The organism is Niallia circulans, from assembly GCF_003726095.1.
In the GTDB taxonomy this organism is placed as follows: Bacteria; Bacillota; Bacilli; order Bacillales; family Cytobacillaceae; genus Niallia; species Niallia circulans_A.
The window spans coordinates 5,099,036-5,125,815 of record NZ_CP026031.1 but is presented as its reverse complement, the minus strand read 5'-3'; the positions used below and the strand labels follow the sequence as shown (position 1 = coordinate 5,125,815).

The 26,780-nt window shown below is 35.0% G+C and carries 25 protein-coding genes and 1 riboswitch; of the genes, 7 read left to right on the top strand and 18 right to left on the bottom strand.

Going from position 1 to position 26,780, the window contains the following annotated elements:
- Positions 1–110: 110 nt before the first annotated feature.
- The 4 genes from C2I06_RS24535 to C2I06_RS24520 form a co-directional block, all read right to left on the bottom strand.
- A complete protein-coding gene (locus C2I06_RS24535) occupies positions 111–908 on the bottom strand; it encodes an aminoglycoside adenylyltransferase domain-containing protein (protein WP_123259064.1) in 798 nt (265 codons plus the stop codon).
- Positions 909–1,153: 245 nt separating this feature from the next.
- Positions 1,154–2,449, bottom strand: coding sequence for an NCS2 family permease (locus C2I06_RS24530; protein WP_123259063.1), 1,296 nt, complete (start codon positions 2,447–2,449; stop codon positions 1,154–1,156).
- Between the two features lie 152 nt (positions 2,450–2,601).
- Positions 2,602–2,703, bottom strand: a riboswitch (purine riboswitch).
- A 146-nt stretch (positions 2,704–2,849) separates the two neighbouring features.
- Positions 2,850–3,182 (bottom strand): DUF3889 domain-containing protein, encoded by a 333-nt coding sequence (locus tag C2I06_RS24525; protein WP_123259062.1) that lies wholly within the window; start codon positions 3,180–3,182, stop codon positions 2,850–2,852.
- Positions 3,183–3,206: 24 nt separating this feature from the next.
- Positions 3,207–4,211 (bottom strand): M14 family zinc carboxypeptidase, encoded by a 1,005-nt coding sequence (locus C2I06_RS24520; RefSeq protein WP_095330168.1) that lies wholly within the window; start codon positions 4,209–4,211, stop codon positions 3,207–3,209.
- 205 nt (positions 4,212–4,416) lie between these two features.
- On the opposite strand from C2I06_RS24520, the gene C2I06_RS24515 reads away from it, so the two are divergent.
- On the top strand, positions 4,417–4,662 hold the full coding sequence (locus C2I06_RS24515; protein ID WP_061797721.1) for a YhdB family protein: 246 nt from the start codon (positions 4,417–4,419) through the stop codon (positions 4,660–4,662).
- Positions 4,663–4,982: 320 nt separating this feature from the next.
- Here C2I06_RS24515 and C2I06_RS24510 read toward each other — a convergent pair whose 3' ends face one another.
- The gene (locus C2I06_RS24510) at positions 4,983–6,521 is read right to left on the bottom strand and encodes a bifunctional GNAT family N-acetyltransferase/carbon-nitrogen hydrolase family protein (RefSeq protein WP_095330169.1); all 1,539 of its coding nucleotides are present in this window, start codon (positions 6,519–6,521) and stop codon (positions 4,983–4,985) included.
- Between the two features lie 210 nt (positions 6,522–6,731).
- On the opposite strand from C2I06_RS24510, the gene C2I06_RS24505 reads away from it, so the two are divergent.
- Positions 6,732–7,178 (top strand): disulfide oxidoreductase, encoded by a 447-nt coding sequence (locus C2I06_RS24505; RefSeq protein WP_095330170.1) that lies wholly within the window; start codon positions 6,732–6,734, stop codon positions 7,176–7,178.
- Positions 7,175–7,648: a thioredoxin family protein gene (locus tag C2I06_RS24500; protein ID WP_095330171.1), complete on the top strand. Its 474-nt coding sequence runs from the start codon at positions 7,175–7,177 to the stop codon at positions 7,646–7,648. The genes C2I06_RS24505 and C2I06_RS24500 overlap by 4 nt, the downstream gene beginning before the upstream one ends.
- A 101-nt stretch (positions 7,649–7,749) precedes the next feature.
- Here the strand turns inward: C2I06_RS24500 and C2I06_RS24495 are convergent, their stop codons facing one another.
- Positions 7,750–8,157 (bottom strand): DUF5365 family protein, encoded by a 408-nt coding sequence (locus C2I06_RS24495; RefSeq protein WP_095330172.1) that lies wholly within the window; start codon positions 8,155–8,157, stop codon positions 7,750–7,752.
- A 174-nt stretch (positions 8,158–8,331) separates the two neighbouring features.
- On the opposite strand from C2I06_RS24495, the gene C2I06_RS24490 reads away from it, so the two are divergent.
- Positions 8,332–9,255: an RluA family pseudouridine synthase gene (locus tag C2I06_RS24490; protein WP_095330173.1), complete on the top strand. Its 924-nt coding sequence runs from the start codon at positions 8,332–8,334 to the stop codon at positions 9,253–9,255.
- 65 nt (positions 9,256–9,320) lie between these two features.
- Here C2I06_RS24490 and C2I06_RS24485 read toward each other — a convergent pair whose 3' ends face one another.
- The 4 genes from C2I06_RS24485 to C2I06_RS25270 all read right to left on the bottom strand — a co-directional run bounded on the left by C2I06_RS24485 (position 9,321) and on the right by C2I06_RS25270 (position 11,884).
- Positions 9,321–9,575 (bottom strand): GlsB/YeaQ/YmgE family stress response membrane protein, encoded by a 255-nt coding sequence (locus C2I06_RS24485; protein ID WP_061797736.1) that lies wholly within the window; start codon positions 9,573–9,575, stop codon positions 9,321–9,323.
- A 259-nt stretch (positions 9,576–9,834) separates the two neighbouring features.
- Positions 9,835–10,665, bottom strand: coding sequence for an aldo/keto reductase (locus C2I06_RS24480; protein ID WP_095330174.1), 831 nt, complete (start codon positions 10,663–10,665; stop codon positions 9,835–9,837).
- Positions 10,666–10,775: 110 nt separating this feature from the next.
- Positions 10,776–11,615 (bottom strand): oxidoreductase, encoded by an 840-nt coding sequence (locus C2I06_RS24475; RefSeq protein ID WP_123259214.1) that lies wholly within the window; start codon positions 11,613–11,615, stop codon positions 10,776–10,778.
- A gap of 116 nt (positions 11,616–11,731) precedes the next feature.
- Complete coding sequence (locus C2I06_RS25270) at positions 11,732–11,884, bottom strand: hypothetical protein (RefSeq protein WP_163186788.1); 153 nt, start codon at positions 11,882–11,884, stop codon at positions 11,732–11,734.
- A 286-nt stretch (positions 11,885–12,170) separates the two neighbouring features.
- On the opposite strand from C2I06_RS25270, the gene C2I06_RS24470 reads away from it, so the two are divergent.
- Positions 12,171–12,788, top strand: coding sequence for a DUF47 domain-containing protein (locus tag C2I06_RS24470; RefSeq protein WP_047942753.1), 618 nt, complete (start codon positions 12,171–12,173; stop codon positions 12,786–12,788).
- Positions 12,789–12,802: 14 nt separating this feature from the next.
- Complete coding sequence (locus tag C2I06_RS24465; RefSeq protein ID WP_095330175.1) at positions 12,803–13,801, top strand: inorganic phosphate transporter; 999 nt, start codon at positions 12,803–12,805, stop codon at positions 13,799–13,801.
- Between the two features lie 92 nt (positions 13,802–13,893).
- Here C2I06_RS24465 and C2I06_RS24460 read toward each other — a convergent pair whose 3' ends face one another.
- Entirely contained in the window at positions 13,894–14,112 is a 219-nt protein-coding gene (locus C2I06_RS24460; protein ID WP_123259061.1) for a hypothetical protein, read from the bottom strand.
- A gap of 354 nt (positions 14,113–14,466) precedes the next feature.
- Here C2I06_RS24460 and C2I06_RS24455 point away from each other — a divergent pair, with 354 nt between their 5' ends.
- Positions 14,467–15,039 carry a YitT family protein gene (locus C2I06_RS24455; protein ID WP_123259060.1) on the top strand — a complete coding sequence of 191 codons (573 nt, stop codon included), beginning with the start codon at positions 14,467–14,469 and terminating at the stop codon, positions 15,037–15,039.
- Between the two features lie 50 nt (positions 15,040–15,089).
- Here C2I06_RS24455 and C2I06_RS24450 read toward each other — a convergent pair whose 3' ends face one another.
- The 7 genes from C2I06_RS24450 to proC all read right to left on the bottom strand — a co-directional run bounded on the left by C2I06_RS24450 (position 15,090) and on the right by proC (position 26,713).
- Complete coding sequence (locus tag C2I06_RS24450; RefSeq protein ID WP_123259059.1) at positions 15,090–17,951, bottom strand: ATP-binding protein; 2,862 nt, start codon at positions 17,949–17,951, stop codon at positions 15,090–15,092.
- Complete coding sequence (locus C2I06_RS24445) at positions 17,941–18,306, bottom strand: response regulator (RefSeq protein WP_095330180.1); 366 nt, start codon at positions 18,304–18,306, stop codon at positions 17,941–17,943. Before C2I06_RS24445 ends, C2I06_RS24450 begins: the two co-directional genes overlap by 11 nt.
- Positions 18,307–18,309: 3 nt before the next feature.
- Positions 18,310–21,543 carry a hypothetical protein gene (locus C2I06_RS24440; protein WP_095330181.1) on the bottom strand — a complete coding sequence of 1,078 codons (3,234 nt, stop codon included), beginning with the start codon at positions 21,541–21,543 and terminating at the stop codon, positions 18,310–18,312.
- Positions 21,540–22,952 (bottom strand): glycosyltransferase family 2 protein, encoded by a 1,413-nt coding sequence (locus tag C2I06_RS24435; protein ID WP_095330182.1) that lies wholly within the window; start codon positions 22,950–22,952, stop codon positions 21,540–21,542. The genes C2I06_RS24440 and C2I06_RS24435 overlap by 4 nt, the downstream gene beginning before the upstream one ends.
- Position 22,953: 1 nt before the next feature.
- Positions 22,954–23,991: a HEAT repeat domain-containing protein gene (locus C2I06_RS24430; RefSeq protein ID WP_123259058.1), complete on the bottom strand. Its 1,038-nt coding sequence runs from the start codon at positions 23,989–23,991 to the stop codon at positions 22,954–22,956.
- A gap of 1 nt (position 23,992) precedes the next feature.
- A complete protein-coding gene (locus C2I06_RS24425) occupies positions 23,993–25,603 on the bottom strand; it encodes a response regulator (protein ID WP_123259213.1) in 1,611 nt (536 codons plus the stop codon).
- 294 nt (positions 25,604–25,897) lie between these two features.
- Positions 25,898–26,713: a pyrroline-5-carboxylate reductase gene (gene proC / locus C2I06_RS24420; RefSeq protein ID WP_095330185.1), complete on the bottom strand. Its 816-nt coding sequence runs from the start codon at positions 26,711–26,713 to the stop codon at positions 25,898–25,900.
- Positions 26,714–26,780 lie beyond the last annotated feature (67 nt).

Below are 26,780 nucleotides of genomic sequence, written 5' to 3'. Positions count from 1 at the left end.
TTTATAGCTAAAGTTCCCCATTCTTTTCCTATGTATCCAAAGATATTTTCATTTTGTATAACATAATCGAAGATGCTTGATTAGCAGTTAATCTCCCATATAAACATCCGTTAGCTTAATAGTTTTTGAACCTTATCGGCAATATAATCTCTTAATGAGATAAGTTCGTCTTTCTCAAAAGTCTTAGTACCATTTCCATTTTTATAAGAATCGACGACTTTACGAATGATGGTCCTTACATTCTTCGGAAATGTTTTAAGCCCCCAATTACCAGCTTCTTGCTTGGAGGAAACGACTCCTTCTTTAAGAAACCAAAATACTCTTATTAAATTTAACGAACAATAAATGGGGTCTTTTTCGATATTTTCCAAACAATCGTAATAGTCACCTAGTATGGACGATATATAATCTGCGCTTGGAACTAAAGGAAATACTTCCTTTATAGGTTTACCTTCTACACAAATGCCTCTTTGATAAGTAATCGTTAAATGAGCTGCTAAATCGGCATCTGAATGAATGTCACTATTTAGATACTGATAGGTACCATTTAACAAATCTCTTTCGAAGCGTTCTCTCCAAAACTCACTATAATGGAAGTCAAATGCAGATGGATGCTGCCAATGCCGTAATTGATCCGTATTTAGAAAACTTATTTCAATGGGATATGGAGAATTGGAATAACCTAATAAGAACCGCGCTAATTTTCTTTTATCTTCTACTTCTAATGACTGATGCGTAATAACCAAAGCATCCACATCGCTGCTTTTAGGATTAAATCCTCCCATAGCCAAAGAACCATGTATATAAAAACCAAGGTAATTGTCTTTTATAATTTCCTTCATACTTTTGTTTAGATGAAAGACAAAATCCTTCACTTCTGAAGAACATGTTTTCCAAACATCCCCCATCTTTCTCCCCCCTGTTCTTACTCCGTTACCAATATGCTTATTTGTTAAAAATAGTAATTTTAGTTAATATTAATACTAACTATCGCCAATGTAAACATTTACAACTATCATATTGCTGTTCTGTGGGGAAATAAGAATATCGTACAAAAAAAGGATAGATAGAGCGAATTCCTTCCACTCTTCTATCCTTTTTCTTTCAATGCATATACTGTATGATATTTTATCATCCTTCCCTACTTAAAGCTTCACACGATAAAAGCAAAGTATAAAATAAATAACAAGCAAAGTACATACATAATTGGATGAACTTCTTTATAACGCTTTTGTGATACTAAACATATTGGATAAAAAACAAATCCTAATCCAATCCCGATTGCCACACTAGAAGTAAGAGGCATCATAATAATTGTTAAAAAGGATGGAATGACAATTTCTAACTTCGTCCAGTCTATTCTCCTAATTTCCATGGCCATTAATGCCCCTACCACAATTAATGCAGCAGCTGTAACTTCCACTGAAATAACGGCAACAAGTGGTGAAAAGAACAATGCGATTACAAAACAAGCTGCAATGACGACAGACGTAAAGCCTGTTCTTCCTCCGACAGCAATACCTGCCGAAGATTCAACACTCGTTGCAGGTGTCGATGTGCCTAAAATAGCCCCAATGGCACCGGCAGCAGAATCGGCAAGCAGCCCTTTACCGATATTAGGAATCTTATTATCCTTCATCATTCCAGCTTGACTAGTTAAGGCAATTAATGCACCTGCAGTATCAAAGAAGGCAACAATTAAAAAGGTAAAGATAACTGTCAGTATTTCTGGCGTAAAAATCTCATCTAAATGAGAAAATACAACACCAAATGTTGGTTTAAGGCTTGGTATATCTCCAACAACCGAAGAAGGAACTTCTATTAATCCAAAAATCATTCCCACAATCGTAGTAATGACCATGCCATAAAAAATCCCGCCGTTAATGCCGCGTACTAACATAACAATTGTAATGACAAGACCTATAATTGCCAGCAGGGTCATAGGAGAAGTAAAATCACCAATCGAGACAAATGTATCTGGATTACCAATAATAATTCCACCATTTTTCAACCCAATAAACGTAATGAAAAATCCAATTCCAGCAGCGATTGCATGTTTTAAACTCGCTGGAATGATATTAATAATCTTCTCGCGGATTTTCATTAAGCTTAATAGCATAAAAATGATGCCTGCAACAAAAACACCCGTTAAAGCGACCTGCCATTCTATTCCCATTCCAATACATACAGAAAAAGTGAAGAACGAATTCAGGCCCATACTAGGTGCGATTGCGATTGGAAAGTTAGCAAGTAAACCTATAAGTAATGTTCCGATGATCGCCGTGAGCGCAGTTGCTGTGAATACAGCCCCGCTATCCATTCCGGATTGGCTTAAGATAATTGGATTTACAACTAATATATATGCTATCGATAGGAAAGTTGTTATTCCTGCAAGTGTTTCCTGCGCATAAGAAGTGTTCCGTTCTGCAAATTTAAAAAAGTCTCTCATGTTGTAGTCTCCTATTTGCTAAATTATAGATCGATAGGGAGTGATTCTAAGATTAGTTTTACCACTAATTCATTTTATTTTCCCATTAGATAATAAAAAAAACTTTGACCCTTATTTGGTCAAAGCTTTTCTACAAAACGGAATAAAAATGTTATAAAATTCCCATTCCTTGTAGACAAGCTATTTATTGGTAGCTGGTAGAAACTTTCAAGCCATATTCTTGAATTTATACAAGGTCTATCTATTCTTTTTAAAAACAATAGGAGAATGATAACAAGATTAATTTATTATGTCAATAGTATAAATTGGAATAGAATTGTCTAGTAACAAATGCAAAATACTGAGAATTGAAAGCAAACCAACTCGGAAAAAGCCATAAAAAAGACCATTTCGGTCTTTTTTATGGCTTTGCTTCTTCTACTACTAAGGAGATGAATTTATCATTTTTTGTATTATGATTCACCGCAACAATAACTGTTTTTTCCTTTCCACCCTCTTTTACAAGAAATTGAAAGGAATCTTGTTCTTCTTGCGGAGATATTTTTTTGCGCCCTAAATATTTATAATCAGTTACAGACTCTTCTGGATAATCTGCCTTTACTACAGCCATTGCAACAGACCCAAATTTCTTATAATCTAACTCTTGGACAGCTAAATGATGGGATGGAAACATAAATGCCATAACTAATACTGATATGGTAACAATAAGAACGGATAAAGATTTAGTCTTCATATTTACCTCCAATGTTTTTTCTTATTATGAATCTCCCAGCATTTTTTTATGTATCGCATCTATTTTTTTGGCTTCCTCAATCAGCGTTCTGGGAATGGTTTTATTTCTGGCCCATTCTTTAGAAAAGTTTGTCAAGGAAGGGTGGCGCTCATCTACCAATGGACATATTTCAATTGTATATGCGGGTAAATGATAGGTCGTAATAAACCAATCTGTAAATCCACCCCCTACGGCGTCTTTAGGTGGAACCCCAAGCTTGTACCCAGTTTCTTTTGCGAGAACTTCTGCAATCATCCGATCTCTGTCCTCATTCACTCCATTATTATATTGCCAAAAAATCTCCTGACCAGAAGAATGGTAAGCAACCGCAATCGTTGGTTTTATTTTTTCTGTTAACTCGACAATGGCTTGTACCTCTTTTGCTTCAAATGGAGCTTTCCCTTTATAATTTTTATAAAAAGGTTCTTTTTTGGAATCCTTTATATACTCCCATCCAGCAGGATATTGTCGATTTAGATCCACTCCTAGCCCATTACTTTTCCAACGCGTAAAATCATTTAGACCGCCATTCATCTTCTTTATTTTTCTTTTCGAGAAAAACGGAAATTTGTTGATTTTCCCCTGTTGAATGGTGACTCCATCTGGATTGATCATTGGTACAATCCAAATCGAATAGGAACCAAGAAAATTGTCTCCATTCTTTATTGTCCCTGCAATATCCTCTGCCATTTTCATCGTTAATAAAGAAGTAATCCATTCCCTTCCATGATGTGCACCTGACAAAAGGATACTTTTCTTTCCTGTCCCTATTTGAATCGCATAAATTTTTCGACCAAATTCTGATTTTCCAATCGTATGGACTTGGAGCTGTTTCTTATATTTACTTTTTAAAATCCAAACATCATCTTGAAAGTTTTCGTATGTATACACTTCACTCGTATCAACAACTGATTTCGCATAGGACTCCTTTGTATTTACACAAAGAAAGACTGAGATTGCAGTTAGAATAATAATAAGTCGCCTTTTCATAATAACCCCTTTTTTCTTTATATTGTGGATATATAGGAGTCCTTATTCATATTACGTTGAATTAATTCTCACATGAAACCACAAGAATTATACAGGTAAAAACAGAAAACCCTTTTAAATCAATATAGCCAACTTTTAGTGGGTAACATTCTTACCTTTATCCATATAATATAATCATCTCCTTCCCACATAAGGAGGCATAAAGATGAACAAAACAGATTATGATCGAGCCCTATACTATACTCATCGATCAGAGTGGGATAATCTTCTCATATTGATGGTAAGAACCCATGATAACTTTCTCTCAAAAAAAATTGAACAATTTCTGCATGCCTACAACTTTGAACATGATTATTCTGTCATAGAAAAACATTTATATTCCTTATTACGCTACATCGATCACGCCAACGATTTAGCCGAAGAAGAATGGATTCACACAACTACCATGTAATAGATAGAATCCCACCAAAAAACCACGACACTTCAGTCGTGGTTTGAGTTTGTCGACAAAAAGATATTGGCGAAGTAAGAATTACATTTTTATGTGTTGATTGGAGTGGAGGGGGTGAGACTCCTGTGGGATTAGCGAGACAGTCTGAGACCCTGCAGGCTGTAAGCAGACCGCGGCTCAGCGCGAGCCCCACGGAAAGCGAACCCCCGAAGCGGAAAGCAACATCCTAATAATTCAAAGAGATTAGTTTGTCTACAGGTAAAACCACGACTCTTCAGTCGTGGTTTTACCTGTTCATTTCATATTACATCTATAATTGATTACTTCTTATATTCAATTCGGTATACGTCAAAGCGTCTATCTTTTAATTGGCGGACTGTTCCTCTTTGTCGTTGTCTTCTTAGTATTTCTAAATCTACATCTCCGATCATAACCATTTCTATATTTGGGTTTGTTTCCCCAACAATCCCATCTCGTGCAAATTCAAAATCAGATGGCGCGAAGATAGCCGATTGGGCATATTGAATATCCATATTTTCTGTTTGTGGTAAATTACCGACAGTCCCAGCAATCACCGTATAAACTTGGTTTTCTACAGCTCGAGCTTGCGCACAATACCGGACACGTAAATAACCTTGGCGATCTTCTGTACAAAACGGGGTAAAAATAATTTTCGCCCCCATATCGGTTGCAATCCGGGCTAGTTCTGGAAATTCAATATCATAGCAAATTTGAATCGCAATTTTCCCACAATCTGTATCAAAAACCCTGACGGCATCTCCTCGTCTTATCCCCCACCATTTCCGCTCATTAGGCGTTATATGTAATTTATATTGTTTCTCAATCGTGCCATCACGTCTAAAAAGATAGGCAATATTATAAATTTCTTCATCATCTTCTTTCACAAAATGAGAACCACCGATAATATTAATGTTATAGCGAATTGCTAAATTAGTGAAAAGCTCAATATACTGCTCTGTATATTCTGTTACCTTTCTAATAGCCGTACTTGGAACACGTTCATCCATAAACGACATTAATTGCGATGTAAGCAATTCAGGAAATACAACAAAATCTGATTCCCCATTGGATGCTACATCTGTATAATACTCTACCTGATTGGCAAAATCCTCAAAACTCTTTATCTGTCTCATCTTATATTGAACAACGCAAATCCGCACAGGATAACTGCTTTTGAAAAAACGTTTAGATTTTGGCATGTATTCTACATTGTTCCATTCCATAATCGTTGCATAGCTTTTCGATTGGGCATCATCTGGTAAGTAATTTGGATTAATCCGCATTAACGTAAAACCATTTAATAATTGAAAGGACAGTACTGGATCATATATTTTATGATGAAGTACTTCTTGAACATATTCTCTTGCTGTCATTTGGTCTTCATATTTATAATAATTCGGTATTCTACCGCCAATGATAATACTTTGTAAATTCAGCTGACGCACTAACTCTTTTCTCGCTTCATAAAGACGGTGTCCTATTTTCATTCTTCGGTATTCTGGATCTACCATTACCTCAATTCCATAAAGATTATAGCCATGGGGATTATGATTTGTGATATATCCGCCATCTGTCACTTCATCCCATGTATGGCGGGCATCATATTCGTCAAAATTTATAATCAAGCTAGAGCATGATCCAATAATTTCCCCATCATATTCTGCAACAAATTGTCCTTCTTGAAAAATCTCAATATGGCTTCTTAATTGATCCTTTGTCCACGGATCCATGCCTGGAAAGCACTCCGCTTGAAGCTTCATGATTTTATCAATATCCTGAAATTCTGTGTTTCGGATAATGAGTTTTTTCTCAAATTTCGATAAATCCAATTTTGGCATACTATTTTACTCCCTTATGTATGATCTTCTTAATCCATACTCTACATTTTATTTACTATTTTTACATTTCCCCATTTTTTTCAGATATAATCTCTCTCCTTTTGGAATTCTAGTTTGTTTACATCAATTCCGATTACCTTTATACTTTTTTTATAGTGAAAATATTTCTATCAATTTTAGGAATCAATAAACACAATAAAGGAGAATCTTATGGAGGAAAAAACAAAGCAAAAGGATTCACGGGAGAACATTTTATATTTGGCATGGATTGCAGCTGTCCTCAGCATGTTTGGCAGTCTCTACTTTTCCGAAATTAGAGAATTTGTTCCATGTACTTTGTGTTGGTATCAGCGTATTTTAATGTACCCGTTTGTGATTATTTTAGGAATTGCGGTAATTCGAAAAGATTACAAAATCAGCTTTTATACCATGATTCTTTCTGGGATTGGCGCATGTGTTTCCATTTATCACTATTCCATCCAAAAGTTAGCTAGCATCTTTGAATCGTCATCAGCCTGCGGACCAGTTTCTTGCACAGGTGAGTACATAAATTGGTTAGGTTTTATCACGATCCCCTTTATGGCGCTAATTGGATTTATCATTATCTTTACTTGCAGCCTTATTATTTGGAAAAAAACAAAGGAGATGAATGAATGAAAAAAGTCCTGTTTTTCCTTGTCTTTATTATTATTTTATTTGCTGGGGTAGCTTTTTTATCTCATATGAAAAAAGAAAAAGCTGTGGAAGGCAATATCTATAAGAAAGCAGATCTGGAGCCAGCTACAGTTGAATTATTAGAGAATCCTAATTACCAAAATATCATCCTTCCTGATGAACTCGAGGAAAAATTAAAAAACGAGGAAGATGTGACCGTCTATTTCTTTAGTTCAGAATGTCAATATTGTTTAAAAACTACTCCTGAATTAATGCCACTTGCAAAAGAATTAAATGTATCGATTGATCAATATAATTTATTGGAATTTGAGGAAGGCTGGGATAAATACAATATCGAGTCAACTCCTACTATTGTCCAATACAAAAATGGAAAAGAAGTAAGCAGAATTAATGGCTACAAAGAACCTGCAGTCTTTAAACAGTGGCTCGAAGAATACAGTGTGAAAAAATAAGGGTGCTAAAAAATTTTGTATAAAAAAGGCCATCGTCTTTCTATTGACTGCGATGGCCTTTTTCCTTTCCTAAAGAATAAGCAATAGGAAGTTAGAAAAAATTAAAGTAAGTATGAATTATTTGCCTCTGCATACATACTAAAATTCACTTGATTGCAGGAATCCCCGTTACTGCTTGATCTAAAATTATCTAAATGGAAGGGAAAGAATATATCCAATTCCTCGAGAATGTGGACATTTTTTGCAAAAACTTGTTTATATTTGTGCTTATTCTCTGGATCCTCCAATATGTTCACAAGGGTTTGAAGACTGGCAATTACTTGATAAGATGTTTTTAATGTGCTTAATAACTGCGCTTTTTCTGGAGTAATAGCTAAAACCTTTAATCGTTCGAATTGATTAATTTCCTCATCTGAAAAGTAAAAAGGAAATACCTTCGAATAAAAGGTCTGAATCAACTCATTAATTCTTTCCTCTTGTGTTGGTGTTGATGCAAATACGACTTTCATGAAATGAAACACCCTCTTTATTTCTTATAAATTTACTCAACCTAACTGTTACCCATAGTCTAACATATCCCCAAAAACCATTTCTGTGGTAATTAAAACCATGATATGATAACTAAGTTATATTTAAGACACTTTTATCATTCATTCGTATAAAAAACAAAGGAGATTTTATGTATGATATATGAAAGAAAAGGAGACTGGCTACTGCTTAAAATCCCTGTGCAATGGGAAGGATTATCAATCGAGGAGTTCTTTTCACAGGTTTTACTTGCTTCAAAAAAGCAAATTCATCTATTTAAAATGGAGAAAAAAGTTCAATTAAATAACCAAAATGTTCCATGGAATTCCATGCTTAAGCAGGAAGATATTTTAAAAATTAATCTCTTTCAGCAGCAACCTAACAACATTATCCCAATTTATATGGATCTTTCTATTCTTTATGAAGATGATTTCCTTTTAGTCGTAAACAAACCTGATTCCATCGATACCCATCCTCATTCTCCCGAAGATACTTCTTCCTTATTAAATGGTGTGGCCTATCATCTATTATTAAGTGGAGAAGAAAGACAATTAAAGCATATCCACAGATTGGATCGGGATACTACCGGGTGTATTCTTTTTGCCAAACACGATTTAGTCGCTAACATGCTTGATTATCTATTAAGAGAAAGAAAAATTAAAAGAACGTATATCGCTCTTATTGAGGGTTTTTTAGCACAGAAAAAAGGAACGATTAATAAGCCGATTGGGAAAGATCGACATCATAGCAGCCGTCGAAGAATTTCAGAAACAGGCCAACAGGCAATCACCCATTTTAAACGAATCAAGCGGCTGCCGTCTGAAGATTTAACCCTTATCTCTTGCACTTTAGACACGGGCAGAACACATCAGATTAGAGTCCATTTAAGCTCCATTAAGCATCCCCTTGCCGGAGACAAACTTTATGGCGGGAAACCAATGTTCCATCGACAAGCACTTCACGCGGCGAAAATTCAATTCACCCACCCTATCTCGCAGGAACAAATTACAGTCTTTGCTCCGCCATTAGACAATCCGCCGATATTCCCTAATGAAGATTGGGAAGAATTGCTAAGTTAAAGGGCATGTTTTCAACAAAAAAAGGAAATGGCTTAAGAAAGCTCATTTCCTTTTTTCTCTATACTTTATGTTGTTTTACGCATACCACGCATAATCAGGCTTAGAATAAATACTAAAACGACTGCACCGATAATGCTCGGGATAATGGCGAAATCAGCAATGGATGGACCCCAATCTCCTAAAATTAATGATCCTAACCAAGCTCCAACAAAACCGGCAATAATATTACCAATAACTCCACCAGGAATATCTTTACCAGTAATTAATCCTGCTAACCATCCTATAATACCACCTATTATTAATGACCATAAAAATCCCATATTTAACACTCCTTTTTCTTATAGTGTTGATATTTTTCAATGAGATAGTGAAAAACATGCTGCAGCAATGATTTTTCCGTACGGTTTATTTTCACTATCTGCTTGTACTTATATTTACCACCCTTTGAGTCTTTTAAACATAACTATTACATTCATTGTTTTAAGAAGATTCATTTAAGTGCTTCCTAACAAAAAATCTACGCCTAATTAATTAGGCGCAGACCTTTTGTTTGTTCCGTTTTATAGTCTTTAAATTTAATTAAAATAATAATTCATCTGGATTACTGCCAAGTCTTTCATTCATATTTAAGCGATCGATTTGATCCATTTCCACTAAGCTTAGTTGAAAATCAAATATCTCTGCATTTTCTTTGATTCTTTCTGGATGAACAGACTTAGGAATTATAATATTTCCATGTTGCAGATGCCAGCGTAAAATAACTTGAACAGGGGTTTTCTCATGCTTTTTCGCAATATAATTAAGTGTCGGTTCATTTACTAACCGACCTTTGGCAATCGGCGACCATGCTTCCACTTTGATATCTTTTTTCTTGCAATATTCTCTTACGCTCTCTTGGGAAAGCCTTGGATGTAATTCAATCTGGTTAACAGTTGGCTTCTCATTTGCATTTGCAAGTAAATGTTCTAAATGATGTTCATGAAAATTACTTACACCAATAGCTCTAACTAATCCTTCTTTATATAATTTCTCAAGTGCTTTCCATGTTTCCACATATTTATCTTTTCCTGGCCAATGAATTAAATATAAATCTAGGTAGTCTAAGTCTAATTTTTTCAAACTCGTTTCAAATGCTCTTAAAGTGGAATCATATCCTTGATCATCATTCCATACTTTAGTAGTAACAAATAACTCATCTCTTTGGATAGCGCTTTCTTTTATCGCTCTGCCTACTCCTTCTTCATTCTTATAAATGGCAGCAGTATCAATAGAACGATAACCAAGATCCAAAGCAGTTTTTACTGTTTGGAATACGGTGTCTCCCTCTTCTACTTTAAAGACACCAATCCCTAATTGTGGTATTTCTACTCCATTATGTAGCGTCACTTTCTGTTCGATGCTATTGACCAAACAAAACACCTCCAAAAATCAGAATTATCCATATAATAACACTTATTTGAATACTTCTCTATAAATATGAATTATTCCTTTTAAAAAATTTCCTGCTTCCTAATATATTTTTACTTTAAAATATATAGAACGATTTTCTCCCACCACTTCCATGGCACAATATGCTTGAAAAAGATTGTACCTTTTGTTCCTTTTCCAACTACATAACGTAATCTTGGATGTTTTTTCTTTGCAATAGAAACTACCTTTTCAGCTACCAACCTTGGATCTCCATTTTTTTTGCTGCTATTATGTAAATATGTATCGAGCTGTTTCATATACGAATAATAAGGTGAAGAAGACAAGGTAGATTTTTCAGCAATTTGCTTCCCTGTTGTCCAAATATTTGTTTGAAAAGAACCAGGCTCTACTAGAACGACTGGAATAGAAAATGGAGCTAACTCCAATCTTAAGGCCTCACTCCATCCTTCTAGTGCAAATTTAGAGGAAACATATGGGGATAAGCCTGGAAATCCAATTTCGCCACTTATGCTGCTTATATTAATAATCATTCCTCTCCGCTGCTTTCTCATAAACGGAAGAACACATTGCGTTACACGAATCGCTCCAAAAAAATTCGTATCCAGCTGACGTTGATATTCTTCGATTGATATCTCCTCTGAAAAACCGGCTCCTGCATAGCCGGCATTATTTATCAGTAAGTCAATCTGGCCTATTCTCTGTACATATAAACTTAAGTTTTCTACTGATTGCTCAGAAGTAATATCTAAAGAAACTATGTCTATATTAGAGATTATCCCCATTTTTGTTGCTTCTTCTACCAACTGCCTACTTTTATTCCTATCTCTCATCGATGCTATAACTGTATAGTTCGCTTTTGCAAATTCTATTGTCATCCATTTCCCAAATCCACTATTTGCTCCTGTTATGAGGACTACTTTTTTCTCCACTTTTTCCCCTTTTCCTGCCACATATTCTCATCTTCACATGGACATTATATTGACTGTTGTTCTTATTACGCTTCTTTTCTATATTAAAACTTTTTGATTCACAGAGTGGATTGGACTTAATCTTCCCCTCCTAATAAGGAATCTCCTTTCTTCTCGATAATCGTATTATTAGTTCCTGTAATGTCCATTGTAATATATAGAACTTGTTTATGGGATTCTGTTCTCTTCCTATAAGCCATATCTTTCTCGAATAATAATAATTTCATCATTAACAGTGGCTCTCCTTCTTATTTGGACATTTTGCTATTACTTTATTATATATAGAATTGGACACAATATTAGGATAGAGCTATGAAAAAGCACTCAATTTCCTGGAGAAAATTATTAAATTAATGAAAATATTGTAAAAAAGTAATGTAGTTTTCTTAAAAGTTTGTAAACCAAATATTAAGTTTTTGTAAATTTCTTTTCAAAATACTATGCTATTCGACAACTTTCCTATAAAATATGTAAGGCTTAGTCATAATTTGTTATATATTAATGGAGGTAACCATAATGGTTTTTAAAAAACAAGATAAGTTTGCTGTTATGTTAAAAAATATCGCTTCAAATTTAAAAGAAGGAGCAGACTTTTTTGCTGACTATAAGCTAACAAATGTTAGCGATTTAAAAACTTTTTCTGAAACAATGAAGGAAATTGAAACAAAAGGTGATACATATGTTCATGAAGTTATCACAGAATTAAATAAAGCCTTTATTACGCCGATTGAAAGAGAAGACATTCTAGCTCTTACAATGAGTATGGATGATGTTTTAGATGGTCTTGAGAGTACTTCTGCACTTTTCGAAATGTACAATATCATTAGTGCAGATGAATATATGCTGCGTTTTGTGGAAGAAATCAAAAACTGTGCAGTAGAAATTGATAAAGCAGTAGATTTACTTACAACTAAAAAATTACCTAAAATTAGAGAATATGCAATTAGAATTAAAGATCACGAATCAAAATGTGATGGCATTTTACGACAATCGATTAAAAACCTTTTCTCTGTAGAAAAAGATCCGATTCGTATTATCCAATATAAAGAAGTGTATGAAAATCTTGAGGATATCGCTGATTACTGTCAAAGTGTTGCCAACACACTTGAAAGTATCATTATGAAGAACGCATAAGGAGTCTTTTTCCAATGAATACATTATTAATACTTACAATTTTAATCGTTGTCTTTGCCTTAGCATTTGATTTTATTAATGGCTTTCATGATACAGCCAATTCCATTGCTACTGCAGTATCAACAAAAGCACTAAAACCAAAGCACGCCATTATTATGGCAGCATGTATGAACTTTATTGGTGCAATGACCTTTACTGGTGTGGCAAAGACAATTACAAAAGGAATCGTAGATCCTTTTCAATTAACAAATGGTTCTCTCGTTATCCTTGCAGCATTGATTTCTGCTATCATCTGGAATTTAGTTACTTGGTATTTTGGAATACCGAGTAGTTCTTCCCATGCAATTATTGGATCAATCGCTGGAGCAGCAATTGCTTCTTCTGGTTTCTCCTCCCTTAATTATACTGGGTTTATTAAAATCATTGAGGCATTGATTCTTTCGCCTATCATCGCCTTTATTGTTGGTTTTACTATTTACTCCATTTTTAAATTCTTTTTTAGGGATTTAAATTTAACAAAAACAAATAGACGTTTTCGCTATTTCCAAATATTCACAGCAGCATTGCAGTCTTATACACATGGTACAAATGATGCTCAAAAAGCCATGGGGATTATTACGATGGCTTTATTAGCTAATAATTATGTTTCAACTGGTGAGGTGCCATTTTGGGTACAATTTGCCTGTGCTACTGCAATGGGACTAGGGACTTCTGTAGGTGGCTGGAGAATTATCAAAACCGTTGGTGGAAATATTATGAAAATTCGACCAGTAAATGGGGTAGCAGCTGATTTATCAGGAGCAATGATCATTTTCGGATCGACCTTAATTCACCTTCCAGTTAGTACAACCCATGTTATCTCTTCTTCTATTCTCGGTGTTGGTTCTGCGCATCGCTTAAAAGGAGTTAAATGGGGAACAGCACAACGAATGATTATTACATGGGTTATTACATTACCAATTTCAGCAAGTATCGCTGCAATTTGTTACTATATCCTGCATTTCTTTTTTTAAGTAAAAAATTATCATATACGGCTTAATAAATGGCCATAAGAAACATCTTCACCTAATTGGGTAAAGATGTTTTTCTTATTTAAAGGGACCCTTTAAAAGTTAAAAAGTGCTGGAAGAGAACTGATATCTAAGAAAAGAAAGCCACTTTTAGTTACTTTAAATAGTTCGTAGCTTTTTGTGTGTATTTTATGATGAGCTTGTGCACATTCTTTGATTGAACACCACTTTTTCTTGCAGCCAAGCTCTTTCTGGCTTTCATTCCCTCTATGAACACCACTTTTTCTTGCAGCCGAGCTCTTTCTGGCTTTCATTCCCTCTATGAACACCTTTTTTTCTTGCAGCCGAGCTCTTTCTGGCTTTCATTCTCTTTATGAACACCTTTTTTTCTTGCAGCCGAGCTCTTTCTGGCTTTCATTCTCTTTATGAACACCACTTTTTCTTGCAGCAAATAAATGCTCGCAATCTTCTGTTATTTTATTTCGCTAAATCACCAGTTTATAGAATTTAATAGCAAAAGTAGTACTTTTACCTATCTTACTTCTAACTTCCATATCCCAATTGCTCGATCAATTTTCATCCTGCTTGTCCGATTAAGTTCTTCTATGTTCGCGTTTTTAAACATATGTATAAGATGAGTGGACAAGGAATAGATAGGATGATGTTTAGTGATAGAAAAAATAGCGGCGATAATTGTAGGGAGCTTATTAATAGGCATTGGGGTAAATGGATTTTTAGTCCCACATCATCTGTTAGATGGGGGTATAATTGGAATCGGCCTTATTCTTCACTATCACTACGAGATTCCCACAGGTCTGTCTATGATTCTTTTAAGCATTCCATTATATATTGTGGTGTGGTTTTATAATAGAAAATACTTTATTTATGGCATAATTGGCTTCCTTGCTTCCTCCATCTCTATTGATTTCCTATCTTTTTTACGTGATTTATTTTCACTGAAGCTTGTATTAAGTGCGATTTTGGGTGGAGTGATTATCGGCATAGGGATTGGCGTAATGCTTCGATTTGAGACCAGCACTGGAGGGACTGATCTCCTTGCCCAAGTCCTATCAAAGATCCTTTCTATTCAGGTAGGCTTCATCATTTTTCTAATAGATGGGATCGTTTTAGCCAGCGGCTACAAAATAGTTGGGCCGACAACTTTTTTAGCTTCTTTCTTAACTATTTTCTGTGTGGCTGTGTTTACAACTTTATTATCTAAAAACTCCCCTATAAAGTAAGGAGAGGTAGCTATTACCTCTCCTTCCACTTGCCTTTAAAAGCGACTCTTTCACTCTTTATCTTGTTCTGGTACTAATACTTGGCCCACTTTCCCCATCTTTAATAAGGTTTGCATAATGGTTTTAGAAAGTTGGCTAGTTTGATATGGTTTTACGAGATAATCCAGCGCTCCTAATGATAATCCCTTTTCTTTCTCATCTAATGCAGATGATACGATAACCGGAATATTTCTGAGTTTTTCTGATTTTTTGATATGCTTCAAGATGTTCCAACCATCAAAATTTTCATCTTCAAGCATGATATCAAGCACCAATGCATCTGGCGGATTCTTTTCTAGCATTCGAATTGCCTCTTGACCATTTTTATAATACACGACTTGGAAGCCGTTATCTTGCAATTCATGAACGATTAATTCCCCCAAGCTAATATCATCTTCTATGACCATGATCGAGTAAGTTTGCTTATTTTCTTTAGATGCTTCATCTGCAGTCTCCATTTTATGGACAAGGGGAAAAATAAGTGTAAACGTACTTCCCTTCCCATAATCTGATTCTACTACCACTTGGCCATCATGGGCATTCATAATTTCTTGAACAATAGAAAGTCCAAGGCCAGTACCACCAATCTTTCTTCGGTCCGTATTATCGACTCGATAAAACTTCGTAAATAATTTATTGATCTCTGCTTCTGGGATTCCTAAGCCTTCATCTTTAAAAGATACTCGCAGCTGATTATTCTCTTTATAGACATTAATCTCTATTGTCCCTCCATCAGGGGAATACTTAATAGCATTACTTAAAAGATTCGTCAGCACTTGTTCAATCTTCGCTTTATCACCAATAATCATGGTTTCCTCTATCAATTGGTTTATTTCGATTCGATGGGAACTAGTATTAATAGATAGCTTTTCCTTGACTCTCTCTACTATTGGCATTAGATCAATGTATTTCTTCTCATAGGTTTGCTTTCCTGCTTCCATTCGTTGAATGTCTAAGAAATCATTTATTAAGGAAGTGAGCCTCTTCGCTTCACTATATATCGTTTGTAAGTATTTCCTCTGCTTATCCACTTTTAACTCTCGATTAATCATTAATTCTGTAAATCCAAGGATGCTTGCTAACGGTGTTCGCAGCTCATGACTTACTGTGCTTACGAACTCAGACTTCATTCTATCCACTTCATATTCTTTTGTTATATCCCTATAAACAAGGATTGTTCCGAACTTAGTGTTTCCTCTAAAAAGTTCCTCCGCATAAATATTAACTACTCGTCCATCTTTCATGAAAGCACTAAAAGAATCCGTCTGTTTTTCCTTAATGGATGCTTCTATATACTGGAGCAATCCTTCCTCATCCATAAAATGAGCTGTTAATGGATGCTTCCATTCGTCCCATCCACAGCCAGGATAAAATATTGCTTCCTTCGTGTCCCCAATCATTTCTTCAAGCTTTTCATTCACAAATATTATTTCACCTATTCCACATACTACCTGGATACCCTCTTGAATGGTATTTAAGATATCGTAGTTTAATACACGATCATTTTCTGTTTGCTCAAATAATTCAATTTTATCTAAAGAAATACTAATTTGTTTTGCCAACGCAATAAATTCTTCCTTATCAAACACCGAGAAAGGATCACTAAAACGACTCAGCATCATTACCGCAGCAATTTCATCCTCCGAATTATAGACAGGAATATACAGATCATGTGTAAATCCTTTTTCAAGGTGATAGCCTTTTTCAGCCAATACCATTTCTCTTGTAATAATAAATGGGTCTTTCTCCTTTTTTAGTCGATCAAGCACTCCTTGCCATACATAATTTTTAAATTGCTCTGCTCCTTCTTCGCCAATTCCATAGGATGCATATGCTTGATCCTTTAATAGTAAGATAATTCCTCTGTCTGCCTGTAGAATTGCTGCTAGATGGGTAATAATACTCTCTAACACTTCATTTTTATCTAATGAATTCGAAATACTATTAATTAATTTATTTCTTCGCTTTAATGATTCCCTATTTGCTCTAACTGTCTCTAAGACCTCTTCTAATTCTATTTGTTGTGCATGAAGTTCATCCTGCTGTGCAAGTAATTCCTCATTTTGCGCCAATAAGTTTTGTTCTTTATCTTGAACACTTTGATACATTTGATAAAAAGCAACAGAAAGTTTCCCTATCTCATCAGCTCGCTTCGTGTCTACCTTTATCTGTGCATCATTTCCTTTCGCAATTTCATTTGCCGCAACTGATAAATCGGCTAACGGTTTGCCAATTTTGTTAAATCCAGCCCGTCCTATAAAATAAATAACCATCATAATGAAAATAATATAAACAAGAAAACAGATTTGAAAAATGATGATATTTTTATTGAGTTCATTTACCTTATCATTCAGCTCATTTGTCATCGAGTGTAAATAGTTATTTAATGAACCCTTTATATGATTTATTCGATCTGTTCCCCCATCATCTGAGATTTTTACCACTTTGTCGACTTCTCCTTCATCAAAGTAGTTTAGTGCTTTGGGGAGAATATCTTGAAAATAATAAGAATGAAAATTCACTAATTCTTCTACTAACACTGCATCTTCATCTGTTGTAGCAATAGCTTTTAGCCGTTGAATCAGTTTATTAGTCTTAGCATCCATTTTTAAAGCGGATGATCGCATCTCAGGATTATTAAACGCGAAGTATCCTCTTGCTTCTGAAAGAGCAGTTTCTAGCTTATCTTGTAACTCTCTAGTGATGGATATTTTTTCAAGGATCACTTCTCTTTCTTCTGCATAGCGATTATTCAATTGCTTTTGACTAAGTGCAAGAAAGGCACAGCCAATAAGGAAAAGCAAACTGAAAAAAAACAGTAAAGCTACAAACTGTCTTGATATGCTTTTACCAAAATAATCTTTAATCTTCATTCAATATTTCTCCCACTGTGTCTAATAAAGCAAGCGGACTAAATGGCTTTGCCATAAAGTAATCTGCTCCTGCTCCCTTAATTTCATGTTGCTCACTCGCTTGGCTTTTGGCAGAGAGCATCATAATTTTAAGATGCTCTCTCTCTTTATCTGCTCTTACTTTTTCAATGACTTCTAAGCCTGTAATAATTGGCATCATATAATCAAGGATCAGTAAATCATATTGGTTCTCATGAATTAACTGCAATGCCTCTTCCCCATCTTGCGCTTCATCAACAATATACTCATCTTCCAATGTATCAACTATTAACATTCTTAATACTTCTTCATCTTCTGCTAATAAAATTCTTTTCACCTTTTAATCCCCCAAATTTATTTCTGAAAAGGCATCCTTTAAGAGGTAATATGAAGCCCTTAGGCGTTCATGGTAAGCTGGCATCTCCCATTCCTCCCACGTATACCATTTAGTATCAGCAGCTAGGATTTCATTATATCTATTAAGCTTGGGAAAGGAAGATATTATTTCCTTCTCTCTTTCCATTACTGCTGCGATTTGGATTCCCTTAGCCTGTACACTTTCCTCTAATCCCTTTTGCCACAAATCAGCCATTATCTCCTTCCGGCTTGGATCTTTAATATTCAATAAGGCCCAAGGTATCCGGACTTCAATCGTTTTTTTATCCTTGCTCACGCTTATATCGGTTAAGCTATTAAATTCTTTACTAGCAGGATTTCCATTGCCAAACAGAAGTTGTCCAGTTATATAAGATTGAAATGGTATTTTAGTATCTGGTAGCTCTAATTCCTTATTTAAGGTCAGCCGAATAGGATGAAATACTCCATTATCCTTTTTCTTTGCATAAGCTTCTTCCCTGATCATATGCAAGATAGATCCATAATGATAATGGAAAGAATCATAATAACTATCCACTAATATTTGCGAATTGTGTTCATTCGCTATTTTGACAAGAAAGTCAGCGCCAAATGTTGATTTAATTGTTTCGTTTTTAAGTGAAATCGTTTGTTGGCCTTGCTTCTCAATTGTATTTAACAATAGATAGGTTGTATCTGTTTGTAAGTCTATTGGCTGTTGATAATCAATTCTTAAATTGACCTGCTGTTCATCACTAGTTACATAAATAGATTTTATTCCCTTTTGTGTCATTCTATCTTCATATAAAGGAGAAATGCCGAGTTTTTCCCAGTCCTTTTTCTTTCCATCTATATAAATGGGTGACTCATATTTTCCAGGATCAAAGCTAAGTAAGCCAAAATGCTGTTCATTTGTTTGCAGATTGGACCAATATGGTCTTCTATCAGGATTATCATAATCCATCGTATTCCATGTTCGCTTGAACCATTCATCCTGCCAAGCAAATAGTAGCCCACCTGCATAATTTTCATCGACAATCATTTGAAACATTTCTTTATCGAAATTTCCTTGTTCTTGTTCAGAAAGAAATCCTTGTGTCATTCCATTTACATTCTCATGCGTTTTTCCTCTCGCTGCAGGTACACCAAATTCAGCAATTAGAACTGGCATATCATGCGCTTCTCTTAACTCCTGTAAATAAGCTCCATAATTACTTTGCTTCCCTTGTTTATTTATATAGCTTTTATACGCAGGCTCATAGTTTAAGAAATCTGGATAATACGGATAGACATGGTAGGAAGCAAGGAATCCTGCATGAAAATTCTCTGTTGTCTTTATATGATTGGGATTTACGATAGCCATATCTTCTTTTGGATTCGGCTCATAACGATGTTTAAGCAAGTCCGTTGTTACCCAATTGGTAAAGCTCATTGTATGCTGCCAGTCATATTTATCAACCTCATATTTCACCGTTTCATCCATCTTCTGCGCAAGCCAACTTTCAAAAGGAGAAGCATCTTTTGTTTCAAAGTAAGTGCCATCATAAGAAGCTATGCGTTTATGTTTCTCGTTTGTATTCTTTACTACCTCTGGATCCCATTCGATTCCGATCATAATGCCCAATACATATTTGGATATATCATATGTATACTCACCGGAAGCATGGCCAGGGGCAGCAGCTATAGATGCATTCCCATGAATGATATCTATCATATTCTTCAACTCTCGATCAAAATCATTATCCACTTCCTTCGCGTAAGCATCCTGTTTGTCTAGGAGAGTCTCTTCATTAATCCATGCACCATGAAAAAGATATAAAGGCTCCTCTGCCAACTGATTATACTCATACAATGCTTGATAGAAAGCGGGTGGATGCAAGGTATACACCCTAATTGCATTGGCATGCAAGGCGCCAATATCTTTAAACCAGCGAAAATACTCATCCTTCGTTATCGCCGTTTCTCCTGGAAAACTTCCTGGCTTTGCAATCCCCATATTAACTCCTTTAACAAGGAGATTTGTCCACTTATTATCTTTTAACACTTGAATATACGTATCATCTGTTTTCGTATTTATCTTCAAATGATTCACAGTTGTTATTTCCGCATTCGTACTAGCATGATCTTCGGCATGTAAACCGTTCTTTAAAATCCCTTTCATAATAGGTACATAACTGTTCCAATAAAAGGAGTGGCGATAAGTAATAGAACTTTTCCACATATCTAACCCGACTGTTTTATAAATAGCTGGTACCTCTGCTTCATCTGCATAGTCACCCGCAAAATAATAAGATGTGTATTGTTTATTCTTGTATTGAATGACTGCTGGAAACTGCCTAGGTAAGCCATATTCTGATAAGACTGCTTTCCCTTTTTTATTTACTGGGAGTGTATATGTAGCAAGAATATCAGTTTTATCCTTTGCAGCAACAATATCAAACCAATAACCATAATTCGATATAATAGGTTGATTGAACAAACCCTTTCCTTTATCGGTAGTCGAAAATTGAACCGCTCCGCTATTAAGTTCTTGATCTGACAATACAATGAGATGATCATCGCTATTAATCAAGATTAACCCTGATCCTTTAAATGACCACTTGTCATCATAGATGCGCTCATATCTTTCTTTGACCCATATAGGAATTTCCTCACTTTCCATGTCAGAAAAATATCTGCCAATCCAGCCACTCCATGAAAGTTGGAGAAGATTTGTTATTTTTTCACGAGCTTGATCACTAGTTGGATCTGCAAAGGTATTAAATTCAGCAATCAATGTTTTATTGGTGTTTTGAAGCAAAGCTGACTCTACCCTTTCAACATCTTCTAACGCTAATCCGCCTTCCATATGCTTCGAATTTATTCTGGAAGCATCTTTCTTATCGATTCCATATTGATCTGTCATATATATCACATCATAGGAAGATAAATCTTTTGGCAAATGGGTTAATTGCTTGTGTTTTTCCTTTAGGGGATTAAATCCGACATAATCACGTTGTTTGCTATAAGGAGCATGGTTAGTTTTCACATATTTTTGATTATTCAACACCCATATCAATCCCGCATGTTCCCGATAGGAGGAATCCGACACTGTTTTATCCATAATTAAGACATTTAATTCCTTTGAATGCTTTAACTGCCAAAGCCAAAAAGGACTTGTTAAAAGTCCTACAACAAAGAGAATAAGTAAAAAGAAAATAATCGATTTATTCCATTTCATTCGGATACTCCTTTACGGCTCATTTCTCCCCAACTCTTATCTCTTCTTATTAATTGCCAAATGCCCTCGCATCGCCAAAAAACAGTTAACGGGCGGTACCAAAAAGATTCTGTCAACGAATAGAAGAACAATGAAATGATATGGGAAACCTTCGGATATTTTCGTAAACTCCATTCTTCTAATAACACTGCTGCCATTGAAAAAATAGAGCCATAAATACAGGAAAGTAATAGAATTAAGATAGCAAATTCTAAATATACGCCTCCAAAAAACAAGGCAATAATCGTATAAACATATCCTAAAAATTCAATGATGGGGCCAAAAAACTCAATTAGCCAGAAGTATGGAAAAGATATGAGCCCGATATTTCCATATTTCGGGTTAAGCGTTAGCTTTCTATGATTCCATAGACTTTCATATAATCCACGATGCCACCTTCTTCGCTGTCTTCTTAAATACTTTATTTCTTCCGGAACTTCTGTCCAGCAGACTGGGTCTGGCACATAAACAATTTTCTTTTTTTCCTTTGTCTCTTTTAATAAACGATGGATTCGTACAACGAGTTCCATATCTTCGCCGACTGTATTTGTTTGATAGCCTCCAGCCTTTAGGACCCATTTTTTTGAAAAAACACCAAAAGCTCCAGAAATAATTAATAATAAATTATGTCTACTTAATCCAATTCTCCCCATCAAAAAAGCTCTTAAGTATTCGATTATTTGCATAATAACCAAGGGATGGCGAGACAATCCTATCTCGAGGACTTGTCCGTTCTTAATCTTACATCCATTAGCAATGCGTATACTTCCACTTGATGCTATCACTTCTTCATCACTATCCATAATAGGCTTCATTACCTTTAAAAAAGCATCTCTTTCTAAGACTGAATCTCCATCTAATGAACAAATATAAGGAAAATGAGAAAAGTTCAGTCCTGCATTTAAAGCATCTGCTTTTCCGCCATTTTCTTTATCGATTAAATATAATTTTGGCAGCAGCTTTGATTGGTAAATGCCTTTAATAGGCTTTGTCGTAAGTTGTTTCCTGACAACCTTTTCTATATGAACCATCTCATACTGTTCCATCATTTTCTGCAGTGTTTGGTCTATTGATCCATCATTGACAACAATAATTTCGAATTGAGGATAATTAATGCTCAACAAGGACCGTACACTTGGAATGATTCCAGCTTCTTCATTATAAGCTGGAACAATGATAGATACAGGTTTCGTATACCATTCATTTGAAACATCATCAAATGTATCTTCTCTATTTAATTTATATTCCTTTCGAAGCTGAAGCATGGAAATGAAAAGAATAACAGTATAAAACAATATAATGATTATCATATAAACAGCAATAAACGAGGCAAAGATTTGTACAGCAATTGACCACCATTGATAAACCATGCTAATAAACTCCTTTATTTAACCATTCCCTGGCCATATCCTGAGCAAACTTATCCTCTGATTCGTTAATGACTTCTAATAAAATCTCTCTGCCTTTTTTAAAGCTTAGGATGGATTCAGCTGCTTGAGATCGCACCCACCAAGAAGAATCATGAAGAAGCTTTACTAACAAAGGAATATATTTATCGAGGCTACTTCTAGATCCTAATAGTTTGGCAACCATCATTCTTTCCTGCCAAACTTCAGACTCTGCCAAGAGAACGTAATCTTCCATATTTCTCACATAGCCTATTGCAGCTATTGCCTTCAAAGCCCTTAATCTAATCTCTTCCTCATACTTTGCGAAAACATCCTCTAAAAACTGAATGTACTCTACCTTCTTTTTCATGCTTATTACGTCTAAAGTTGCTAATTGTAACGCTTCTCGACAATAATAAAAAGGTTGAATAAGTTTCCTAAAACTCTCAGGTTTTAATCGGAGCAGTATACTACGGTAATTCTTTTCCGTAAGCTCTTCATCCTTATTTATAAGGCTCCAAATGTTATCATATTGAAAGGCTGCTAAAATCCGATAGATTTGGATTTTCTCTTCTTTATGACAATTTCTTTTAGATAATCGACTAATCACCTGGTGTGTCATTTCCTTCATATGAAAATCTTCTATTTTATAAAGTACATTCATCCGTTTACTCCAATATCTAGACTTTATTTCTTTCCGATATTTATCTTTCAAGTAAAAGTCAGCAAGTTCGTGAAGCCGTTCTTCCTCCTGTTCCCCTTCTATTCTCTCAGAAAAATCAGTGAGAACCTGTTCAATTGCCTGCTTGTCTATTCTTGATTGCATTATATCCTTCACTCTTTCCTTCCCCTCCCGAAGATAGGAAAAAATTGGTCCAATCAGCTGCTTTTTTCGCTCATTAATATGGTTATTTTGTCTATTCTCTATTACTTTCCTAATGACTAAATAAGTTAATAAGCATAATAAAGTAGCAAATAAGATGATACTAACAATTTGTAATACTCTTACCTCTTGTTCCAAATTAAATCATCCTCATAATTAACCTTGTTATTCTTGCCTGTAACTCTTTAATACTGAATGGTTTTGTAACATAATCATCTGCACCTAACCGTAATGCTTCCGCAATATCTTGTTCACTTTTTCTGCCAGTCAACATTAAAATATGAGCATTATGCTGATAAGACGTCTTTTTAACAATTTGCAGGAGCTCTAGGCCATCCATTACAGGCATCATTCCATCCAAGATGAGAAAATGCATCCCATTCTCTTGTAATCGCTTGGATTCTAAAAATTGAATCCCATCTTCATATTCTGCGACATTTATGGTAAGGTTATTTATCTCGATGGAATCTAATATATTTTTTAAAATGGAACGAATGAAAGAATCATCATCAACAATCGAAATATTTAATAATTTTTTATTCGCTGCTTCCTTTCTTTTATTGGTGCTTCGAATGCAAGCACGTCCATCTTCCTTGGCTAAATAAAGCGCCTCATCTGCCTTCTCAAGTGCTTTATTTAATGGTATATCATTTGAAATGACTTCAAATACACCAGCAGAAAAGGTCAAAGAAAATTTGCCACCACTTTCTTCGAATTCTATTCCTGAAAAACGCTTCAACATTCTATTTAATACATCGATAACTTCAGATTCTCCCGCTCGTTGAAAAAGAATGACAAACTCTTCTCCACCAAAACGAAAAAGAGTATCTGTAGTTCGAATATTTATTTTCAAGAATTGGGCAAAAGCTTTTAATACCTTATCCCCTGCAACGTGACCATATGTATCATTGACTCGTTTAAAATAATCAATATCTACAATAGCAATCGTACCAGAAGTTTTTGTCCGAACTGTATCACTAATAAAACGAGTATACGAATCCTTTAAAAACTTGCGATTATATACTTCTGTTAATTCATCAATTAATACAGACTGGTCAAAGATTTTCTTTCGCTCGATATGTCTCTCAATTCGAATCAGAAATTCTTCCATATCGAGTGGCTTTTCCATATAATCATCTGCGCCCTTCTTATATGCAGCTATTCTCTTTTCTCTTGAAGTATCAATACTGCATATAACCTTTGGAACAAATGAGTGTTTTGTATGCATCTGAATATCATCTAAGATATCTAAACCAGTTTTAAATGGCAGGTTAATATCAATAATGATACAATCTGGCTGCATTCTGTAAAATTGCTCAATCGCCTTCTCCGCATTAGAATTTGCCATTACCATCCAGCCTTTACGTTCCAGCATTTCCTTTAAAAAAATCAATAAAGAAACATCATCATCAATTAGCTGAATAAGCGGTACGTCAATATCTCTAAAATCAGGAATTTTATTAATCTCTTCGTGAAAATGCTCGTATTCCTCACAAATATCAAGTAACTCGCTTAAAAAGTTCTTTAATTCAGATTGAATCCAGTCTCCTTCTCTCTCTTCCACCTTTGCCATTAACCCTGAAACTAAATGGAATAACAAATCCAAGTCTAATGTACCAGAAGTACCTTTAATCGTATGCAATAACCGATAGACTTCCTCATTTTTTATGGTCTCTGTTGCTTGTTTATTTAATAATTCATTTAACTGTTGTGTCATCCTCGTAATAAATATTGCTTTATATTTATCCAACACTAAATTCCTCCCGCTTCTTTAACCACACCATTTAAGACTGTTTTGATATTTTTCCCGACATATAAAAATTAATCATAAACTTTTCATCCTAATTATTAGGAAAACCAAAAGATTGCACACAAAAAAACAGACCATTAAACTGGTCTGATTGCTACAATAAATATAACATTTCGATAAATGTATATAATTAAATTATATTCTTCTTCATTATGAAATTTTTCTTTTATATTATATAAAAGGAAAAAAGAATATAATAGTGAAACATTTCCTAATTTCTACTTTTATTACTTATTAATTTTCCTTCTTCATTCTGCGATTTTTGCGATCGCAGCTTTCCATTGCTGCCAAAATTGTCCCTCTAAATTGATTTTGTTCCAATGCAGTAATTGCTTCAATTGTCGCTCCACCAGGTGTGCATACTTCATCTTTCAATATTCCTGGATGCTTACCTGTTTCTAAGACCATTTTTGCTGCTCCTAAAACAGATTGTGCAGCTAACTTGTAAGCTTTCTCTCTCGGTATTCCACTGCGAACGCCGCCATCTGCCAATGCTTCAATAAACATATAGACATAGGCTGGAGAAGAACCACTAATCGCTGGAATATAGTCCATTAAGTTTTCTTCCACAACTTCTACTTGCCCAAATGCTGCAAACATTTCTATTATAAAAGCAATTTCTGGCTCTGTAACTCTTTCATTTGCACAAAATACCGTCATCCCTTCGCCGACAAGAGAAGGAGTATTTGGCATGGAGCGGATAACCTTTGCATTTTTTGATAACTGTGATTCTATGTATGCCATCTCTATTCCAGCTGCCACTGTAACAATGATTGTTTCATTCTTCACATAGGAGAGAATTTCTTGTAAGACCTCTCCATATAAATGTGGTTTTACTGCAACAATAAGTACATCTGCGAAGCTTGCTACTTTTTTATTATCTAATGTCGTTTCTATATGAAAGGTTTCCCTTACCATTTGCGCGCTTTCCACAGACTTTGTACTAGCCAAAATATCTTCTCTACTCAAAAAAGAAGACTGCAGCATTCCATTTACCATTGCTTGAGCCATTTTTCCACAGCCAATGAAACCAACTTTTCTTTTTTCCACTCTGATCTTCCTCTCATGTTTGTCCTTTTACTCTTACATAGTATGAGAAGAAAATCAACCAATCCAT

Excerpts from the sequence above, each read along its gene's own strand:
- C2I06_RS24520 (WP_095330168.1), bottom strand. The coding sequence starts at position 4,211 with ATGAAAAGGCGACTTATTATTATTCTAACTGCAATCTCAGTCTTTCTT.
- C2I06_RS24465 (WP_095330175.1), top strand. The coding sequence starts at position 12,803 with ATGAATACATTATTAATACTTACAATTTTAATCGTTGTCTTTGCCTTA.
- C2I06_RS24505 (WP_095330170.1), top strand. The coding sequence starts at position 6,732 with ATGGAGGAAAAAACAAAGCAAAAGGATTCACGGGAGAACATTTTATAT.
- C2I06_RS24530 (WP_123259063.1), bottom strand. The coding sequence starts at position 2,449 with ATGAGAGACTTTTTTAAATTTGCAGAACGGAACACTTCTTATGCGCAG.
- C2I06_RS24525 (WP_123259062.1), bottom strand. The coding sequence starts at position 3,182 with ATGAAGACTAAATCTTTATCCGTTCTTATTGTTACCATATCAGTATTA.
- C2I06_RS24510 (WP_095330169.1), bottom strand. The coding sequence starts at position 6,521 with ATGCCAAAATTGGATTTATCGAAATTTGAGAAAAAACTCATTATCCGA.
- C2I06_RS24535 (WP_123259064.1), bottom strand. The coding sequence starts at position 908 with ATGGGGGATGTTTGGAAAACATGTTCTTCAGAAGTGAAGGATTTTGTC.
- C2I06_RS25270 (WP_163186788.1), bottom strand. The coding sequence starts at position 11,884 with ATGATGAAATTATTATTATTCGAGAAAGATATGGCTTATAGGAAGAGA.
- C2I06_RS24460 (WP_123259061.1), bottom strand. The coding sequence starts at position 14,112 with ATGAAAGCCAGAAAGAGCTCGGCTGCAAGAAAAAGTGGTGTTCATAGA.
- C2I06_RS24470 (WP_047942753.1), top strand. The coding sequence starts at position 12,171 with ATGGTTTTTAAAAAACAAGATAAGTTTGCTGTTATGTTAAAAAATATC.
- C2I06_RS24435 (WP_095330182.1), bottom strand. The coding sequence starts at position 22,952 with ATGGTTTATCAATGGTGGTCAATTGCTGTACAAATCTTTGCCTCGTTT.
- C2I06_RS24500 (WP_095330171.1), top strand. The coding sequence starts at position 7,175 with ATGAAAAAAGTCCTGTTTTTCCTTGTCTTTATTATTATTTTATTTGCT.
- C2I06_RS24490 (WP_095330173.1), top strand. The coding sequence starts at position 8,332 with ATGATATATGAAAGAAAAGGAGACTGGCTACTGCTTAAAATCCCTGTG.
- C2I06_RS24440 (WP_095330181.1), bottom strand. The coding sequence starts at position 21,543 with ATGAAATGGAATAAATCGATTATTTTCTTTTTACTTATTCTCTTTGTT.
- C2I06_RS24515 (WP_061797721.1), top strand. The coding sequence starts at position 4,417 with ATGAACAAAACAGATTATGATCGAGCCCTATACTATACTCATCGATCA.
- C2I06_RS24495 (WP_095330172.1), bottom strand. The coding sequence starts at position 8,157 with ATGAAAGTCGTATTTGCATCAACACCAACACAAGAGGAAAGAATTAAT.
- C2I06_RS24485 (WP_061797736.1), bottom strand. The coding sequence starts at position 9,575 with ATGGGATTTTTATGGTCATTAATAATAGGTGGTATTATAGGATGGTTA.
- C2I06_RS24450 (WP_123259059.1), bottom strand. The coding sequence starts at position 17,951 with ATGAAGATTAAAGATTATTTTGGTAAAAGCATATCAAGACAGTTTGTA.